This window comes from Enterobacter sp. CPE_E1241 (assembly GCF_045618265.1).
GTDB lineage: Bacteria > Pseudomonadota > Gammaproteobacteria > Enterobacterales > Enterobacteriaceae > Enterobacter > Enterobacter adelaidei.
On the sequence record NZ_JBIWYV010000001.1, the window covers coordinates 3,288,658 to 3,307,047 of the forward strand.

Below are 18,390 nucleotides of genomic sequence, written 5' to 3' on the forward strand. Positions count from 1 at the left end.
GTTCTCCTGAGATTAATGCGAAGGCAGACCGACGCTGGCGATCTCTTCTTCCGTTAACGGGCGGTATTCGCCTGGCGCCAGGTCGTGATCGAGTTCAATCGCACCAATCCGCTCACGATGCAAGCCGACAACGTGGTTCCCCACTGCAGCAAACATCCGTTTTACCTGATGATAGCGCCCTTCGCTGATGGTCAAGCGAACTTCGGTCGGGGTGATCACCTCAAGGACGGCGGGTTTGGTGAGATCTTTCTCATTATGCAGCTGAACGCCTTTGGCGAATTGCTCTGCCGTGTCATCCGCTACCGGAGACTCCAGCGTCACCAGATAGGTTTTCTCGCAATGATGGCGCGGAGAGGTAATACGGTGCGACCACTGCCCGTCGTCAGTCATCAGTACCAGTCCGGTGGTGTCGATATCCAGGCGACCAGCGGCATGCAGCTTGTGCGCCACCGGTTCGTCGAGGAAATAGAGTACTGTCGGGTGATCCGGATCGTCCGTTGAACAGACATAGCCTTCCGGCTTGTTGAGCATGAAATAGCGTGGGCCATGCTGCTGGGTCAGCGGATTGCCGTCATACTCAACCTGATGGTCCGGTTGCAGTTTGAAAGCGCTGTCTCTCACAATGTCGCCGTCCACGGTAACGCGGCTGGCGCGAATTTCACGCCCGGCAATAGCGCGGCTTACGCCGAGTTGCTGAGCGATAAACTTATCAAGTCGCATGAAATCTTTTTAGCCTTAATGGTGCTGGAAGTCGAACAGTACGTCCGAAAAAGAAGCAGTCTGGAACGGTTCAGTATAATGGTCTGGTTGCGCCACTCAAGGGAAAAAGTTTCGTGGCATACTATGTGCGGAATAATGAAACCGAGACCCCATGACTTTTACACTTCGTCCCTATCAGCAGGAAGCCGTTGATGCCACCCTCGCGTGGTTCCGTAAACATCGTGAACCTGCGGCTATTGTGCTTCCAACCGGTGCAGGCAAGAGCCTGGTCATCGCCGAACTGGCACGTCTGGCCCGCGGTCGTGTGCTGGTGCTGGCGCACGTCAAAGAACTGGTCGCGCAAAACCATGCCAAATATTGCGCACTCGGGCTGAAAGCCGACATTTTCGCCGCCGGGCTAAAGCGTAAAGACAGCCACGGTAAAGTGGTCTTTGGCAGCGTGCAGTCGGTGGCCCGCAATCTGGATCTGTTTCGCAGCGAATTTTCGCTGCTGATTGTTGACGAGTGTCACCGCATCAGCGATGACGACGGCAGCCAGTATCAGCAAATCCTGACACACCTGAAAGAAGTGAACCCACACCTGCGCCTGCTGGGCCTGACGGCGACCCCGTTTCGTCTGGGGAAAGGCTGGATCTATCGTTACCATTATCACGGCATGGTGCGCGGCGATGACAAGGCCCTGTTTAGCGACTGCATCTACGAGCTTCCGCTGCGCTACATGATTAAACACGGTTACCTGACGCCGCCTGAACGCCTGGATATGCCGGTGGTGCAGTACGATTTCAGCCGTCTGCAGGCACAGAGCAACGGGTTGTTCAGCGAAGCGGATCTTAACCAGGAGCTGAAAAAGCAAAAGCGCATTACGCCGCATATCATCAGCCAGATTGAGGAGTTCGCCGCGACGCGCAAAGGAGTGATGATCTTCGCCGCCACCGTTGAGCACGCACGAGAAATTACCGGGTTACTGCCCTCCGGCGACGCGGCATTAATCACTGGCGAGACCCCAGGCCCTGAGCGCGACAGCCTGATTGACGCCTTTAAAGCCCAGCAGTTCCGCTATCTGGTTAACGTGTCGGTACTGACCACCGGCTTTGACGCCCCGCACGTCGACCTGATCGCTATTTTGCGCCCGACCGAATCGGTCAGTCTGTATCAGCAAATTGTTGGCCGCGGCCTGCGTCTGGCGCCGGGTAAAACCGACTGTCTGATTCTGGATTATGCCGGTAACCCGCACGATCTCTATACGCCTGAGGTCGGCGCGCCAAAAGGAAAAAGCGACAACGTGCCGGTACAGGTTTTTTGTCCTGCCTGTGGTTTTGCCAACACCTTCTGGGGTAAAACCACCGCCGACGGCACGCTAATTGAGCATTTTGGCCGCCGCTGTCAGGGCTGGTTTGAAGATGACGAAGGGCATCGCGAGCAGTGCGATTTCCGTTTCCGCTTCAAGAACTGCCCACAATGCAACGCCGAAAATGACATTGCCGCACGCCGCTGCCGGGAATGTGACACGGTACTGGTCGATCCTGACGACATGTTAAAAGCGGCACTGAAGTTAAAAGATGCATTGGTGCTCCGCTGCTCAGGCATGGCACTACAGCCCGGTGCGGATGAAAAAGGCGAGTGGTTAAAAATCACCTACTACGATGAGGACGGGGCGGACGTCAGTGAGCGTTTCAGGGTACAAACTCCCGCTCAACGCACGGCCTTCGAGCAACTCTTTATTCGCCCGCACACCCGTACGCCAGGGGTTCCTCTGCGCTGGATAACCGTGGCCGATATCGTGCACCAGCAGGCGTTACTGCGCCATCCGGATTTTGTTGTTGCTCGCAAGAAAGGCCAGTTCTGGCAGGTCCGTGAGAAGGTCTTTGACTATGAAGGTCGCTTTCGTCGCGCCAACGAATTGCGCGGTTAACGGGACTTTTCATTGATGTGAGGAGCATTTGAGTATAAAATGCCGCCCGCTTCACATCCGTGAGGCAGAACACTCACCTGCTGCTGGGTCGCCTGTAGTAGGGTTTTAAATACAGAGAGAAATCAATGTTTACTATCGAAGCAGAAGTACGTAACGTGCAGGGTAAGGGTGCGAGCCGCCGCCTGCGTAACGCTAACAAGTTCCCGGCTATCGTTTACGGTGGCGAAGCTGCTCCAGTTGCAATCGAACTGGATCACGACAAACTGTGGAACCTGCAGACCAAAGCTGAATTCTACAGCGAAGTTCTGACCATCGTTGTTGGCGGTAAAGAAGAAAAAGTGAAAGTTCAGGCTGTTCAGCGTCACGCGTTCAAGCCAAAACTGACTCACATCGACTTCGTTCGCGCGTAATCGCAAACTCGTCGAGAAAAACCCCCGCTTCTGCGGGGTTTTTTGTGCCTGCTATTTACCGCCAGAAGTACGGCGCTGAAGCTGATCGCGCAGGTTCGGCGGCGTTCCTTTAATGGTCAGCGTATCGGTGGCAGGATCCCAGAAAATGCGTTCTCCCAGCAACATCGCATCAAAGTTAATGGTTAACCCGCCGCCACTGCCGGCAAACTTGGTTAACTGACGCAGCGTACTGCGATCCGCCGGGAAGCTCTCTTCAAGCTCATAGCCTTTATCCGCGGTGAACTCCTGGAAGCTGACTTCGCTGACGCCCGCCAGCTCTTTTGACAGCGACTCCAGCTCAATCTCTTCCCCCGCCTGCAGCTGTTCGTTGCAGTAGCTATAGACCTGCTGGCGCACGTTCTGGCGCTCAGATTTATCGAGCTGCGCTTCTGCCGTGAAGTCATCAACCGCCTGGAGCAGCCCTTTGTTCTGCGCTTTGGCGTTCAGGCCTTCGCTGGCGCCGAGGAAGTCCATAAAGAAATCCGCCACTTTGCGGCCCACGCGCCCCTTCAGGAAAGTCAGGTAGCGGGTCGACTCCGGGTTGGTTTCCCACTCGGTCAAATCAATACGCGCCACGATATCCGCATGGTTAATATCCAGATAATGCGTTGAGCTAATATCCAGCTGTTCGTTCACGCGCATGCTGCTTAAGTTATTCAGCACCGTCACCAGAAGATACTCTACCGCCAGATAGCGGTAATGGCAGAACAGCACGATCCCGCCGTCGGCGAAGGGATATTTCGCCAGCTCGTCGCGCAGACGTCCGGTCGCGGCGCGGCTAAACGCCAGAAAATCTTCTTCGCCCTGACGTTGCAGACGCAGGCTATCAGCCAGTTCGCTCTCTTCACTGAACAGGCCATAGGCTTTGTTTTTTGCGCTGTAGACACGGTGTAACTCCGCCATCATCTCTACAACGGTAGGCGTGGGTTCCAGTAACGAATCGCGCAGCACCACTTCAAGGGTTTGCTCATCACGCTTGATAAGCTGGTGCAAGGCAATCTGGTTGATTTCCAGACTCATGATAAACTCTCCTTTTAGACCGGGCGGTATTCAACCACCACCAGGGCATGTGTGCAACAACAGATAAAAAAGGGGAAAAAAAGCTGTTGCTACGGTAATATGTTGCCCTTTCATCAACAAACTGATTTTGATTTATGCCACAACATTCCCGCTACAGTGATGAACACGTTGAACAGCTGCTCAGTGAGCTGGTTAACGTACTGGAAAAACATAAAACGCCGACCGATCTCTCCCTGATGGTTTTGGGAAATATGGTCACCAACCTGATTAATACCAGCGTTGCTCCGGCTCAGCGTCAGGCGATCGCCAAATCTTTCGCCCAGGCTTTACAGTCATCCGTCAGCAACGACCAGGCCCATTAAGGGATACGAACAACAGTTTATGGTGACGAATCGTCAGCGCTACCGTGAAAAAGTCTCCCAGATGGTCAGCTGGGGGCACTGGTTTGCCCTGTTCAACATTCTGCTGGCGACGGTCATTGGCTGTCGTTATCTGTTTGTCGCAGACTGGCCAACAACGCTAACCGGGCGTATCTACTCCTGGATGAGCGTTGTGGGTCACTTTAGCTTTTTGGTTTTCGCCACCTATCTGCTGATCCTGTTCCCTCTGACGTTTATCGTCATGTCGCAGCGTCTGATGCGGTTCTTGTCCGCCATCCTTGCGACGGTGGGGATGACACTACTGCTTATCGACAGCGAAGTGTTCACCCGCTTCCACCTGCATCTCAATCCCATCGTCTGGGAACTGGTGATTAACCCCGACCAGAATGAAACGGCCCGTGACTGGCAGCTGATGTTTATCAGCGTCCCGGTGATCCTGTTGATTGAGATGCTGTTTGCCACCTGGAGCTGGCAAAAACTTCGCAGCCTGACCCGGCGGCGGCATTATGCCAAGCCCGTCGCCGCGCTCTTTTTTGTCTCATTTATCAGCTCGCATATTATGTATATCTGGGCGGATGCAAACTTCTATCGCCCTATTACCATGCAGCGCGCTAACCTGCCGCTCTCGTATCCAATGACCGCCCGTCGTTTCCTCGAAAAACACGGTCTGCTTGACGCGCAGGAGTACCAGCGCCGTCTGGTCGAACAGGGTAATCCGGAAGCAGTCAGCGTTCAGTATCCTCTGAGCGATCTGCACTATCGCGATATGGGTCGCGGGCAAAACGTCCTGCTGATTACCGTCGATGGCCTGAACTATTCCCGTTATGAGAAGCAGATGCCTGCGCTGGCCGATTTCGCGAGTCAAAACGTCACGTTCACCCAGCATATGAGCTCTGGTAATTCTACAGATGCGGGTATCTTTGGGCTGTTCTATGGTATCTCAGCCGGATACATGGACGGCGTGCTGTCTGCCCGTACGCCTGCGGCACTGATCACCGGGCTGAATCAGCAAGGGTATCAGTTAGGGTTGTTCTCCTCTGATGGTTTTAACAGCCCGCTTTACCGCCAGGCGCTGTTGTCTGATTTCTCCCTGCCGGCGGCACAAAATCAGTCTGATGCGCAGACAGCCAGCCAATGGATAAACTGGCTGCAACGATACGCCCAGGAAGATAACCGCTGGTTCTCATGGGTTGCCTTTAATGGCACAACGCTCGCTAACAGCAATAAGAATGACTTTGCACGCCGATACAGCCGCGCGGCTGGCGATGTGGATGCGCAGATAGGCCGAGTGCTTGAGGCGCTGCGTGAGTCAGGCAAGCTAGATAATACCGTGGTGATCGTGACCGCTGGCCATGGCGTCCCGCTGGGTGACGAGACGAAGGGAATGAGTTGGTCTCGACCGAATCTTCAGGTTCCGCTGGTGATCCATTGGCCTGGCACGCCAGCTCAGCGCATTACTATGCTTACTGAGCATAAAGATGTGATGACCACCCTGATGCAACGCCTGCTGCATGTCAGCACACCAGCAAACGAGTATTCACAGGGGCAGGATCTCTTCAGTGCCACGCGCCGCCATAACTGGGTTACGGCTGCCGGGAATAACACCCTGGTGGTGACCACGCCTAAGCTGACGCTGGTGCTGAACAGCAACGGGAATTATCAGACGTACAACCTGCAGGGCGAGCGGTTGAAAGACCAGAAACCGCAGTTAAGCCTGCTGCTGCAGGTCCTGACGGATGAGAAGCGCTTCATCGCTAACTGATTAATAATAAACCAGTTAGCGACAGATTCCCTTGCATTCAAAACGGAATCGAGTAGTATTCTTTTCATGCGTCGGCACGTAGCGCAGCCTGGTAGCGCACCGTCATGGGGTGTCGGGGGTCGGAGGTTCAAATCCTCTCGTGCCGACCAAAAATACATTGAAAACCAGCCTGATGGCTGGTTTTTTTATTGCGCCTCACCCGGTGTTTTATGCAGATACGCCAGCGTAACAAGACAAATCACCGCTCCGGCATAAAAGGTGTATTGTGCGCCAAACATTTCCCAGATCGCTCCGGCGCTCACGCTGGCGATTAACAATCCCACGCCACTGACCAGGCTAAAAATACCAAAAGCCGTACCTCGCAGATCGGCCGGAGCGGTTTTAGCAACCATGGCCGCCAGCAACCCCTGAGTCATTCCCATATGAACGCCCCACAGTGCGACACCGACAATAATACCGATCCAGTGGCTACTCAGCGCCAGAACGACATCTGCGCCAATCAATACCATTAACCCCCACTGCAGGAGTCGAGTGTGGCTCATGCCATCAGAAAGCTTGCCAAAGGGATAGGCCGAGAGTGAATAGAGAACGTTCATTACCACCATCACCAGCGGAATAAACGCCAGGGGAACACCCGACTGTTGCGCACGAAGCACAAGAAATGCCTCGCTGAAACGGGCCAGAGTAAACACCGCGCCAAGGCCAATCACCCACCAGCACGCTTTCCCCAGACGCTTCAGATTCGCTCTTTTGATGGGGTTAGTGCGTTTGTGCTCGACAGGGGTTTTCGGTTCCTGCAGACCAAAATAAAGCAGTGCAACTGAAAGCAGGCCGGGGATGAGCGCTATCCAGAAAACGGTACGGAAATCATTATCCAGCAACAACATCAAACTCACCGCCAGTAATGGTCCGAGAAAGGCCCCAGTGGTATCCATCGACTGACGCAGGCCATATGCCGCACCGCGCATTTCCGGCGGTGTAACGTCTGCAACCATTGCGTCTCGTGGTGCTCCCCGGATCCCCTTCCCCGTTCGGTCCATCAGACGTGCACCTAAAACCATACCTGAGGAAGAGGCCAAAGCGAAAAGGGGTTTGCTTAGCGCGCCCAGGCCATATCCCAACAGTGCCAGACCTTTGCGCTGACCAAGATAGTCGCTTATCGCTCCCGAAAAGACCTTAATAAAGAGAGCGGTTGCCTCCGCCAGCCCTTCAATCAGACCGATGAATAACACGCTGGTCCCGAGCGTGGTCATCATAAAAAGAGGGAGCAGGCTGTGAATACTCTCTGAAGAGATGTCCATCAGCATACTGACGCCCCCCACAACCCAGACGCCTTTTGGGATCTGGCTGAGTACTGGAAACCTGGAAAGCATGCGCGACTCCTGCTTTAAAAACAGTTGCCTGAATGTTTACAGAATAGGATATGGCGGATTAAAAAACCTGAGGAGGAATAATGGGGCTATAAAAAAGCCAACCCGCAGGCTGGCTCATGAAGGCTTAGTGCTTTTCGCGTCCACCCAGGAAGAAAATACCCAGCGGGATAGCCAGCAGTACGGTGAACACCAGGCTGTAGACAAAGATCATTGCTGATTGCAGGACATACATGCTGGTCGTCCAGGCTGAGAGGGGGATGTTGTACTGTTCGATAACGCCAACAATGGTTGCCCGCCCAACGCACGCGGCAGCAATCATAAACACAACCAGTAGCGCCAGGAGGAACTTACGGCCTTCAGGTGTTTTAAGTTTTGCACGAACCATCTCACTTCCCTTTACAGATGAATAACATTATAAGGTGTTTAAAATAACACGAACTATCGCCAGACTCCATACCAGTACAAACAACCATTAAAAATACCAAAATTAAGTTTATAACACTAAGAATATTGAAAATGTAAGTAAATCAAACCAATCATTCATGAGCGCTATGCTAATCTGTTCAGGATCGTTTTGACATAAAGGAATGACAATGAAAAACGCACCTAAATTTGCCATCGCTCTGATCGCCGCCGCGTGCGTCAGCACCAGCGCTTTTGCCAGCGAAACCCCAAAAGAGCAGCCGCTGGAAAACGTTGCCCCATATCCGAAAGCGGACAAAGGGATGAAGCGTCAGGTGATTCAGTTACCGGCTCAGCAGGATGAAGCAAATTTCAAAGTGGAGCTGTTAATTGGCAAAACGCTGGAAGTGGATTGCAACCAGCACCGTCTGGGCGGTCAACTGGAAAGTAAAACCCTGGAAGGCTGGGGTTATGACTATTACGTCTTCGATAAAGTCACCTCTCCGGTCTCTACCATGATGGCCTGCCCGGATGGCAAGAAAGAGAAGAAATTTGTGACGGCGTATCTGGGTGACAACAGTCTGCTGCGCTACAACAGCAAGCTGCCGATCGTGGTCTACACGCCGGAAAACGTGGAAGTGAAGTATCGCGTCTGGAAGGCTGATGAGAATATCGGACAAGCGGTAGTACGTTGAAAAAAAGCCGGGTAATCAATACCCGGCTTTTTTATTTACAGCGCGATATCCGCAACCGGTTTGTTTTCCGACTGAGGTTTAAGCTCTGCTTTGGGCGCTGTATCAGCAGCCTGCGGCTTAACGTATTGCAGTTGCAGAACACGGCTGGTGTATTCCAGCTCCTGCTCCGTTGCTTCCACGTTACCGTTCAGCTTTGTACCGTAGGATGGAATAATAGTTTTCAGCTTAGCCTGCCATTCAGGACTGGAGACTTTATCTTTAAACACTTTTTCCATCAGGTGCAGCATGATTGGCGCAGCAGTAGATGCACCAGGTGACGCCCCCAACAGCGCAGCAATTGTGCCATCCTTATCGCTCACCACTTCGGTACCCAGGCGCAGCACACCCCCCTCTTTCGGGTCGCGCTTGATGATCTGCACACGCTGACCCGCCTGCCACAGACGCCAGTCTTCTTTCTTCGCCTCCGGGTAGTACTCTTTCAGCGCTTCGAAACGATCGTCGTCAGAGAGCATCACCTGGCTAATCAGGTATTTCACCAGGTCGAAGTTATCCAGTCCCACATCCATCATTGGCTTAACGTTAGAGGTGGTGGTTGCACTGAGCAGATCCCACAGAGAGCCGTTTTTCAGGAACTTAGTTGAGAAGGTCGCGAACGGCCCAAACAGCACCACGCGTTTGCCGTCAAGCATACGGGTGTCGATGTGCGGCACAGACATTGGCGGCGCACCAACAGAAGCCTGACCGTACACTTTAGCCAGATGGCGATTCACCACTTCCGGGTTTTCGGACACCAGGAACTGGCCGCCGACCGGGAAACCGGCATAATCGTCAGCTTCCGGAATACCGGATTCCTGCAGCAGTTTCAGCGCCGCGCCACCCGCACCAATAAAGACAAACTTCGCCTTGATGACGTGCTCGGCTTCGTTGTTTTTCAGGTCAGCAACGGTCACGCTCCAGCTGTTGTCCGCGTTGCGCTTAAAGCCACGCACTTCGGTGCTGAGCTGCAGATTGAAGTTCTCTTTTTTCTTCAGAGACGTCACCAGCTGACGGGTTATTTCACCGTAGTTAACGTCAGTACCAATCTCAGTACGGGTTGCCGCCACTTTCTGGTTCGGGTCACGACCTTCCATAACCAGCGGGGCCCACTCTTTGATCTGAGCGTGGTCCTCAGAGTATTTCATACCGCGGAACAGCGTGCTCTGCTGCAGAGCCGCGTAACGCGCGCGCAGGAAGTTGACGTTCTGCTCGCCCCACACAAAGCTCATATGCGGCACGGTGTTAATGAAGGAGTGCGGGTCATGCATCACACCGCTGTTGACCTGGTGAGACCAGAACTGGCGCGAAATCTGGAATGCTTCGTTGATCTCTACCGCCTTCTCGATACTAATGGAACCGTCCTTTTTCTGCGGCGTATAGTTCAGTTCCATGAGTGCCGAATGTCCCGTACCGGCGTTGTTCCAGCCGTTCGAGCTCTCCTGCGCCACGCCATCAAGGCGTTCGACCATGGTCATTGACCAGTCTGGCTGCAGTTCCTGCAGATAGGTTCCCAGCGTGGCGCTCATGATACCGCCACCAATTAAAAGGACGTCCGTTTCCTGCTCTTTTGGTGCGTCAGCTTTCGCCGCCATTGAGACGGTGTTAAGCCCCACGGCCAGAGAAAAGAGCATGGCAGTCATTTTTTTCATAATTTATGCCTTAGTGTAAAAGTGCTTGATGCGTGGAAATTGCAGGTGAAAAAAGCTGCGGGGGCACGGTAACAACTTTTAAATATTGTTTAAAGGTTACGAAATTATTGTAATTGTGAAATTTAATGATGGATTGTTTGTGGGGAATTACGCTGGCTGCTGGTACCGATTAATTTGCAAACGCAGTGAAAGGATTGGGTGTACTGGGCGGGATTATCATCATGGTACTGCTTCCCGCCCGTATTAAGCATCTGATTAAAGAAGAAAAATCGTCGCCAGCCCAAGAAAAATAAAGAAGCCACCGGTATCGGTGATGGCAGTGATCATCACGCTCGACCCCACTGCAGGGTCGCGTCCCAGTTTGGTCATCGTCAGAGGGATAATCACGCCCATCATTGATGCCACCAGCAGGTTCAGTACCATCGCCAGCATCATCACGCCTCCTAGCGCCATATCGTCGTACAGCCACCAGGTAATACCGCCCATAATGCCGCCCCATACCAGGCCGTTAATCAGCGCAACGCCCATTTCTCTTAAGATCAGGAAGGTAAAGTTGCCGGGCTGAATGTTCTCCAGCGCCAGGGCGCGGACGATCATAGTGATAGTCTGGTTTCCGGTGTTGCCGCCAATCCCGGCCACAATCGGCATCAGCGATGCCAGCGCGACTAACTGAGAAATAGTGTGTTCAAAACCATCAATCACGCGGGAAGCGATAAACGCAGTACACAGGTTAATGGCAAGCCACGCCCAGCGGGTTTTGACGGCCTTGCCAACGGATGCATGGACGTCGTCCTCCGCGCTGATCCCACCGAGAGCACGTAAATCGTTATCAGTTTCTTCGTACACCACATCAACGATCTCATCAATGGTCAGGCGTCCCATCAGCTTGCCGACAGAATCGACCACCGCCGCACTTACAAGGTCGTCACGTTCGAAGGTACGCGCCGCTTTTTCAGCATCGTCTTCCGGAGAGAAGACCATCGGCTCGGTCTCCATCACCTCACTCACCCGCCGTTGGGTACTGTTGAGCAGGATCGTTTTCAGTTCCAGCTCACCGAGCAACGTTTTATCCCGCGAGGTCACAAACAGTTTATCGGTGTTATCCGGCATACTGCCGAGGCGGCGCAGGTAGCGCTGGACGGTACCAAGCGTAACGTCCGGGCGTACCGTGATAACGCCAAACTCCATGATCGCGCCAACGCTGTGTTTCTCGTAGTGCATCACCTGACGCACACGTGCCCGCTCTTCGGCTGGCAAAGAGGCCAGCAGGCGGCCGGTCAGATTACGCGGCAGATGTTGAACAAGGTAAATCTGTTCGTCGATATCCAGCGTTTTCAGCGCATCAAGAATATCCCGGTCGCTCATCTCGTCGATAAGGTCATCCCAGACGTTTTCCGAGGCTTCAAGCAGCACCTGGCCACGCTCGTGATCCTGCACCAGACGCCACAACGCATGGCGCTCCTCCGAAGGGAGCGCCTCAAGGGTATCGGCCAGGTCAGGCGGGGGTAAATGGGCAACCAGCGCACCTACCTCAGCAATATCGTCGGCTAAGGTGCCGACATCATATTGCTCAGCCAGGGTCAGTTTGCCCAATAACGCAGAAGTGACCGCTTTATCGGTCGTGAGAAGCCAGATCAGTCGCGCGCGTTCCTGGTCACGCTGTCTGGCGCTGTTTTTCGTTAATACCGACATCAATCATAAATCCATGAAATAAGATGGTATTAAGCATAGCGCGGGGATATGTAAATAAGAATAAACAACAGGGCGGGATGGAGAAAAAAGCGGCATTTCGACCGCGATTTATCCCCTCTCCCTGTGGGGGAGAGGGTAACGGCATCATGCCGTACGCGCCACCGCGTCACGCGACGCCGCATCTCGCTCTTCACCGGTCAACTCGCTCAGTTGACCGTCGCGCATCTCCAGCAGACGGTCAGCATGAATGAAGTAATGATCGTCGTGGCTGATGGCGAAAATGGTTTTGCCCATCTCCTGCATCAGCGGCAGCAGAACCTGATAAAACTCGCGGCGGAAATGCGGATCCTGATCCGCTGCCCACTCATCCAGCAGAATAATGTCGCGCTCTTCCGCCAGCGCCAACAGCAGCGCCACGCGTTTTTTCTGCCCTTTAGAGAGTTTCAGGTTGAGGATCTTCCCGTCCTGTAGCTCCAGCTTGTGCGACATCTGCAACTGCACCAGCCATTTCTCCACCAGCGCAGGATTGGCCTGTTGCCCTTCAGGCCCAAGCAGTTGTTCAAACAACCAGACATCGGTGAACACCGCCGAGAAAAGCTGGCGGTAATCCTCAGGTTTCTCCGCGTTCAACGCCCTACCGTCCAACAAAATCTCGCCCGATTGCGGCTGATAGAGCCCGGTCAGCAACATTGCCAGCGTCGATTTACCACTACCGTTGCCCCCAATCAGGAACAACAGCTCACCGCGATGTATCGTCAGGTTGACCGGTCCTATGGAGAAGGCGTTGTCCTGGTAGCGGAACGTCACATTGCGCAGTTCCAGCGTTTTCCAGTCCGGGAACGCCTGCGGGCGCGGAAATTCGGCTTTGAACGGCGCAAGGTCGAATTTTTTGAGTTTATTAAACGCAACTTGCGCACTCAGCAAGGTAGGCAGTGCGCCGACAGCGGAGAGCAGCGGTGTGCGTAAAAACAGTAACGTTAATGAGTAGGTTGCCGCCACGTTGGTGTCCGCCCAGCCCAGGCTGTTCGCCATCCAGAATACCAGGCCAATGGCGCCCAGCATCATAATGTTTGACCAGTTCACCGCGCTCAGGTGGAAGGTATCGGCGCGAATGATATGGTGTCGGTATTCGCGCGCATCCGGTAGGTAGAGATGGTTAAAGATATGCTCGGCACGTTCGCGGTTCAGCGTCAGCTCTTTACGCCCTTCCAGCACCGTCTGGTAATCGTTATAGAGCTTATCTTCGGTTTCGCGCAGCACCGCCATGTGTTTATAGACGCGTGACACCAGCACAAAACCGCCCCAGATGGTAATGACTATCCATAGAGCAGTCACTGCCAGCATTTTGCTGGAGAGCCAGGCGAGATAGGCCGCAGAGCCAAAGGTCAGAATGATCCCCTGGACCAGTTCCGGTAAACGGACGAATGCAATAGTGATGGCGCGCACATCGCTGGTCAGTCCCGCCAGCAGAGAAGCACTTCCGAGTTGTTCAACACGCTCGACCTGGGTGTCCAGAATCCGCTTGATAAATTCACTGCGTAAACGAAAAACGAAATGGTGCCCAAGCGCAGTCAGCGCCAGCTGTGACCCGAGCGTGACCGCCATCAACAACAGCAACAGGCCAAGAAACTCCGGTAAAACGGAGAGTGACGTGTCGACCATTTCAATCAAACGTACGTTAATAAATGCGATCAGGCCAATACCTAATGCGGCACTGGCAAGGCTTAACGCCATTACTGCAATGAAGGGCCAGCGATACTGACGCCAGACAAGAAGAAGTAGTTGCATGCAGGCAATCCGGACAATAAAAATCAGCCAGCAGTGTAAACTGCCCTGCGGTTACATCAAGAATAATTCTTATTTTTATTTACTCTCTCCTGCCTGGCGAAAGGTCAGGTTAAATCGGTACTCGCCAGTTAATGGGTGAACCCCGGGTTTCAGAGGCTGAATGCCGTGGTAAAACAGCCGCGCTTCCCTGCCCCACACCACCACATCGCCATGCTCCAGCATCAGGCGCTTGAGCGGGTCGTTGCGGCGTAACCCGCCGAACTGGAAGACCGCAGGCAGACCCAGGGAGACGGATACGATAGGCGCGCGCAGGTCAGGCTCATCCTTGTCCTGATGCAGCGAGAGCTTCGCGCCCACGGCGTAGCGGTTGATCAGACAAGCATCCGGGCGGAAGTCTGGATAATCCGCAGCCACGGCGGCCTCGTGGCAGAGAGACTGAAAAACAGCAGGTATGGGAGGCCACGGCTGACCGGTTAAGGGATCGACAGGGGCATACAAATAGCCCCGTTCGTTCGTCGCCCAACCGAGTTCTCCGCAGTTGGCCATTGCCACCGACATGGTGTAGCCTCCCGGCGTCACCATATGGCGAAACGGTGAAACGGCCGTTACCTCTTCAATACCGGCAAGCAGCGCCGCCGCACGTGAAAGTGCAAAGCGGCGGAGGATCACCGCGCCCGGAGCAAGGGGTTCCTGCCAGGGTTCAGCATCCGCAAAAAGATCGAGCATCATCCCTCCTGGTGTTCCGCCTCACGTTTCAGTAATAACGCTTTTCGTTCCGTTCCCCATCGGTAACCCGATAGCGCACCGTCATTGCGAACAACGCGATGGCAGGGGATCACAATCGCCAGTTTGTTTGCAGCGCAGGCTCCGGCAACGGCACGTACGGCATTGGGTTTACCAATTGCTTTTGCCACCAGCTGATAACTTGCCGTTTCACCGCAGGGAATGTCGCGAAGGGCCTGCCAGACGCGCTGCTGGAAAGCAGTTCCACGTATATCCAGCGGCAGTGACAGCGGCACTGCACGGTTATCAATACTGGCGATCACCTGGTGGGTCCGCAGCGCAAAAGCGTCTTCCAACGGTACGCGCTCTGCTTTTGGAAACAGCGTAGCAAGCTCTTCGGTTAATTCTGTATCGCTGTCACCCAGCAGTATCGCGCAGATCCCCCGCTCGCTTTCAGCAACCAGACAGCGTCCTAACGAACAGTCGTCAATGGCGTAACGCACGGCCACATCTCCTTTACGATACTGTTTCGCCGTCATACCCAGCGTATCGCTGGCTTTACGATAATAACTGCTGCTATCAGGAAATCCTGCCGCCAGCACGGCGTCGGTAATGTTCTCTCCCTGCGCAAGCGCCGTGCGCAGTCGCTGTCCCCGCGCCGCCTGCTGCCAGGCTTTTGGCGTCATACCCGTCACGGATTTAAACAGACGATGGAAATGGAAAGGACTCATGGCAACCTGGTTAGCCAGCTTTTCCAGTGTCAGGGTGGGATCCTGCTCCAGAAGGCGACAGGCGTGCTCTATTTTTGCCAGTTTCTGTTCCTGAGGATTGCCTTTGTCCGGCATGCAGCGCTTGCACGGGCGAAACCCTGCCTGAATGGCATGGTGGACATCAGCATAAAAGCAGACATTTTTACGCAGCGCGTGGCGGGCACGACAGGACGGACGACACACGATCCCCGTGGTCTGCACGGCAAAGACAAACTGTTCGTCAGCGCGTGGATCGCGGGCCAGCACGGCCTGCCAGCGCTCTTCATCGGTAATAAAGGTCGGGTTTTTCATCATCAACTCCTCTTACAAGCATACATACAGCGTGCCTGAGTGCCACTGATAAAAAACCCGCAACCTTGCTTTTTAATTTTTTTCGCTCACCAGGAAGCTGTTGAACTGCGGCGAATGCCAGGTTTTAAATCCGTCAGCCTCTTTGATGATCATATAAACCGCCAGCCCTTCCTGGCGAACCACCTCTTTGGCTTTCTCCGGTCCGAGTACCATTAACCCGGTATCCCAGGCATCGGCTTCCAGCGCAGTGGGTGCAATGACCGTCACCGAAACCAGATTATGGGTGATTGGGCGCCCGGTCTGTGGGTCAATGACATGCGAAATGCGTTTACCGTCAAGTTCGTAATAGTTACGGTAGCTTCCGGATGTGCTGATGCCATGCCCGTTGATATCCACCATCGCCTGCACGGCGTTTTGCCGATCGGTCGGCTTTTGGATGGCCACCCGCCAGGGCTTATCACTGGCGTTCATGCCGCGGCTCACTAAGGCGCCCCCCACAGACACCAGATAACGCGAAATCCCTTCCTGGGCCATCAGCGCTGCCAGGTGATCTGCCGCATAGCCTTCCCCAACCGTTGACAGGTCGACAAACAGATCGGGGATATCTTTTTGCAGGTACTGTTGACCGTACTGATTGATCACCGTCAGATGCTGTAGACCGGTTCTGGCACGGGCATCATCAATGGCTGCCTGATCGGGTGTGGTGACCGGCTGCTTGTTGGGGCCAAACCCCCAGAGATTTACCAGCGGTCCAACGGTGACGTCCATCGCTCCGCCGGTTTTGTAGCCCACGCGGAGTGACTCCGTCACGATATCGGCCATCGCTTCACTAACCGGCCACAGGGAAGTACTGCTTGAGAGATTAAAGCGCATCAGCGCCGAGTCATTTTTATACGTTGAAAGTAGCTGATCGTCGGCATCCAGTTGAGACTGTATTTTGCCACGGAGTTCGTCTGCGCGCGTTTTATCAAGGTTCATAACGCTGACGCGCCAGAAGGTGCCCATCGTTTTACCTTCAAGCACCGTCGCCGCAGGTGCATCGGCTTTCGCCACCGGCGGCGTGGAAGAGTCACAAGCGGTCAGGAAAAAAAAAGTAGCCAGAAAGCTGGCGCGTAAAAAAGTCATGTCCATTCATTATTATCCTCATGCCAGGGCGGCAAGAGTACACCAAAACGGGTAAGTTGTGAGATCCTAAAAAAACAGACTAAAAAGGGGCCATCAGGCCCCTTTGTCAAATTGCGAAGCGATTAGAACTGGTAAACCAGACCCAGCGCTACGATATCATCAGTACCGATACCAGCCTGTTTGGTGAAGTTGTTGTCATCCAGCAGGTTGATTTTGTAGTCCACATAGGTAGACATGTTTTTGTTGAAGTAGTAAGTCGCACCCACATCAACATATTTCAGCAGATCCTGATCGCCGTAAACTTCAATGTCCTTACCTTTAGACTGGAGGTAAGCCACGGAAGGACGCAGGCCGAAGTCGAACTGGTACTGAGCAACCACTTCAAAGTTCTGCGCTTTGTTGGCAAAGCCGTAAGCGGTAGTTGGGTTGCTGCCGTTAGAGGTACCGAAACGGGTTGCGTTGTAGGTCTGAGAGTACTGCGCTGCCAGATAGATGTTGTTGGCATCGTATTTCAGGCCACCAGAATAGACTTCTGCGTGATCGCCCTTACCGTATACGCCAGCTGCATTCTGGTCGGCGGTACGTTTGGAGGAGGACATTGCGCCGCCCACGCTGAAGCCTTCGCCCAGGTTATAGGTCACGGATGCACCGTAGCCGTCGCCGTTCTGGTTCAGCAGGCTGCGACCGTTAGTGTTTTCACCGCTTACGCTGCCGTTTTTGCCCTGATATTGCAGAGCAAAGTTCAGGCCGTCAACCAGACCAAAGAAGTCCTGGTTACGGTAGGTTGCAACGCCGTTAGCACGGGATTGCAGGAAGTTGTCTGCGCCGTAGGTATCGCCGCCAAATTCTGGCAGAACGTCGGTCCAGGAGGTTACGTCGTAGATTACGCCGTAGTTACGACCGTAATCGAAAGAACCCGCCTCAGCGAATTTCAGACCCGCGAACGCCACACGCGTCCAGGACTGGTTGTCACCTTCAGTGGTGTTGCCCTGGATCTGGTATTCCCACTGGCCGTAACCGGTCAGCTGATCGTTAACCTGAGTTTCGCCTTTGAAGCCAAGACGCATATAGGTCTTGTCGCCGTCGTTACCCTTGTCGTCAGAGAAATAGTGCAGACCATCGACTTTACCGTACAGATCTAATTTGTTGCCATCTTTGTTATAAATTTCGGCCGCATTTGCTGCGCCTGCTACCAGCAGTGCTGGTACCAGGAGGGACAGTACTTTAACTTTCATTTTATTAACCCTCTGTTATATGCCTTATAATTACCACTGCTTACTGGTTAACCCTCATTAACCAGTCGGCAATTTCATTCTCCGCAAAATTACAGAATAATCCAATGCGAATATGATACTAAAACTTTGAAGATGTTTCATTTATGCATCAACATGTTTCAATTTGTAAATATCAAGGAACTTTTACAAAGCACAAATAGCTTAGAAATTTAGCACGCATAATCAAACAGAAAAATCACCACATAAATATCAACGATTTACAATAAAATTCGTTACAGCACTGAATGACAAAACAAGATCGCGCCTAATCTCTAAAATAACCCCTGCTATCATCATTAACTTTATTTATTACCGTCATTCAGTTTTGA

General features: G+C 53.4%; 16 protein-coding genes and 1 tRNA gene. 6 read left to right on the forward strand and 11 right to left on the reverse strand.

What is annotated here, in order from left to right:
• Nucleotides 1-12: 12 nt before the first annotated feature.
• Nucleotides 13-720 (reverse strand): 16S rRNA pseudouridine(516) synthase RsuA, encoded by a 708-nt coding sequence (rsuA, locus tag ACJ9Y9_RS16110; protein ID WP_028016286.1) that lies wholly within the window; start codon nucleotides 718-720, stop codon nucleotides 13-15.
• Nucleotides 721-871: 151 nt separating this feature from the next.
• On the opposite strand from rsuA, the gene ACJ9Y9_RS16115 reads away from it, so the two are divergent.
• Entirely contained in the window at nucleotides 872-2,632 is a 1,761-nt protein-coding gene (locus ACJ9Y9_RS16115; protein ID WP_028016285.1) for a DEAD/DEAH box helicase, read from the forward strand.
• A gap of 125 nt (nucleotides 2,633-2,757) precedes the next feature.
• Nucleotides 2,758-3,042, forward strand: coding sequence for a 50S ribosomal protein L25 (gene rplY, locus ACJ9Y9_RS16120; RefSeq protein WP_023312497.1), 285 nt, complete (start codon nucleotides 2,758-2,760; stop codon nucleotides 3,040-3,042).
• Nucleotides 3,043-3,093: 51 nt separating this feature from the next.
• On the opposite strand, the gene yejK is transcribed toward rplY, so the two are convergent.
• Entirely contained in the window at nucleotides 3,094-4,101 is a 1,008-nt protein-coding gene (yejK, locus tag ACJ9Y9_RS16125) for a nucleoid-associated protein YejK (RefSeq protein WP_028016284.1), read from the reverse strand.
• Nucleotides 4,102-4,235: 134 nt separating this feature from the next.
• Between yejK and ACJ9Y9_RS16130 the strand changes: the two genes are divergently transcribed.
• The 3 genes from ACJ9Y9_RS16130 (at nucleotide 4,236) to ACJ9Y9_RS16140 (ending at nucleotide 6,392) form a co-directional block, all read left to right on the forward strand.
• Entirely contained in the window at nucleotides 4,236-4,463 is a 228-nt protein-coding gene (locus tag ACJ9Y9_RS16130; RefSeq protein WP_014884596.1) for a YejL family protein, read from the forward strand.
• 19 nt (nucleotides 4,464-4,482) lie between these two features.
• Nucleotides 4,483-6,243 carry an LPS biosynthesis-modulating metalloenzyme YejM gene (gene yejM / locus ACJ9Y9_RS16135; RefSeq protein ID WP_028016283.1) on the forward strand — a complete coding sequence of 587 codons (1,761 nt, stop codon included), beginning with the start codon at nucleotides 4,483-4,485 and terminating at the stop codon, nucleotides 6,241-6,243.
• Between the two features lie 72 nt (nucleotides 6,244-6,315).
• A tRNA-Pro gene (locus tag ACJ9Y9_RS16140) sits at nucleotides 6,316-6,392 on the forward strand.
• A 36-nt stretch (nucleotides 6,393-6,428) separates the two neighbouring features.
• Here ACJ9Y9_RS16140 and ACJ9Y9_RS16145 read toward each other — a convergent pair.
• Nucleotides 6,429-7,616 (reverse strand): MFS transporter, encoded by a 1,188-nt coding sequence (locus tag ACJ9Y9_RS16145; RefSeq protein WP_028016282.1) that lies wholly within the window; start codon nucleotides 7,614-7,616, stop codon nucleotides 6,429-6,431.
• A gap of 124 nt (nucleotides 7,617-7,740) precedes the next feature.
• Nucleotides 7,741-8,001: a DUF2534 family protein gene (locus tag ACJ9Y9_RS16150; protein ID WP_008500962.1), complete on the reverse strand. Its 261-nt coding sequence runs from the start codon at nucleotides 7,999-8,001 to the stop codon at nucleotides 7,741-7,743.
• A gap of 208 nt (nucleotides 8,002-8,209) precedes the next feature.
• Here ACJ9Y9_RS16150 and eco point away from each other — a divergent pair, with 208 nt between their 5' ends.
• Nucleotides 8,210-8,713 carry a serine protease inhibitor ecotin gene (gene eco / locus ACJ9Y9_RS16155; protein ID WP_028016281.1) on the forward strand — a complete coding sequence of 168 codons (504 nt, stop codon included), beginning with the start codon at nucleotides 8,210-8,212 and terminating at the stop codon, nucleotides 8,711-8,713.
• 35 nt (nucleotides 8,714-8,748) lie between these two features.
• On the opposite strand, the gene mqo is transcribed toward eco, so the two are convergent.
• From mqo to ACJ9Y9_RS16190, 7 genes are all read right to left on the reverse strand, one after another.
• A complete protein-coding gene (gene mqo / locus ACJ9Y9_RS16160; RefSeq protein ID WP_028016280.1) occupies nucleotides 8,749-10,398 on the reverse strand; it encodes a malate dehydrogenase (quinone) in 1,650 nt (549 codons plus the stop codon).
• Between the two features lie 255 nt (nucleotides 10,399-10,653).
• Complete coding sequence (gene mgtE / locus ACJ9Y9_RS16165) at nucleotides 10,654-12,090, reverse strand: magnesium transporter (protein WP_028021368.1); 1,437 nt, start codon at nucleotides 12,088-12,090, stop codon at nucleotides 10,654-10,656.
• A 144-nt stretch (nucleotides 12,091-12,234) separates the two neighbouring features.
• Nucleotides 12,235-13,878, reverse strand: coding sequence for a multidrug ABC transporter permease/ATP-binding protein (locus ACJ9Y9_RS16170; protein WP_028016278.1), 1,644 nt, complete (start codon nucleotides 13,876-13,878; stop codon nucleotides 12,235-12,237).
• Between the two features lie 75 nt (nucleotides 13,879-13,953).
• The gene (gene alkB, locus ACJ9Y9_RS16175) at nucleotides 13,954-14,604 is read right to left on the reverse strand and encodes a DNA oxidative demethylase AlkB (RefSeq protein ID WP_028016277.1); all 651 of its coding nucleotides are present in this window, start codon (nucleotides 14,602-14,604) and stop codon (nucleotides 13,954-13,956) included.
• Nucleotides 14,604-15,662, reverse strand: coding sequence for a bifunctional DNA-binding transcriptional regulator/O6-methylguanine-DNA methyltransferase Ada (gene ada / locus ACJ9Y9_RS16180; protein ID WP_028016276.1), 1,059 nt, complete (start codon nucleotides 15,660-15,662; stop codon nucleotides 14,604-14,606). Before ada ends, alkB begins: the two co-directional genes overlap by 1 nt.
• Before the next feature lie 72 nt (nucleotides 15,663-15,734).
• On the reverse strand, nucleotides 15,735-16,793 hold the full coding sequence (gene apbE / locus ACJ9Y9_RS16185; RefSeq protein WP_028016275.1) for an FAD:protein FMN transferase ApbE: 1,059 nt from the start codon (nucleotides 16,791-16,793) through the stop codon (nucleotides 15,735-15,737).
• Nucleotides 16,794-16,909: 116 nt separating this feature from the next.
• On the reverse strand, nucleotides 16,910-18,022 hold the full coding sequence (locus ACJ9Y9_RS16190; protein WP_028016274.1) for a porin OmpC: 1,113 nt from the start codon (nucleotides 18,020-18,022) through the stop codon (nucleotides 16,910-16,912).
• Nucleotides 18,023-18,390 lie beyond the last annotated feature (368 nt).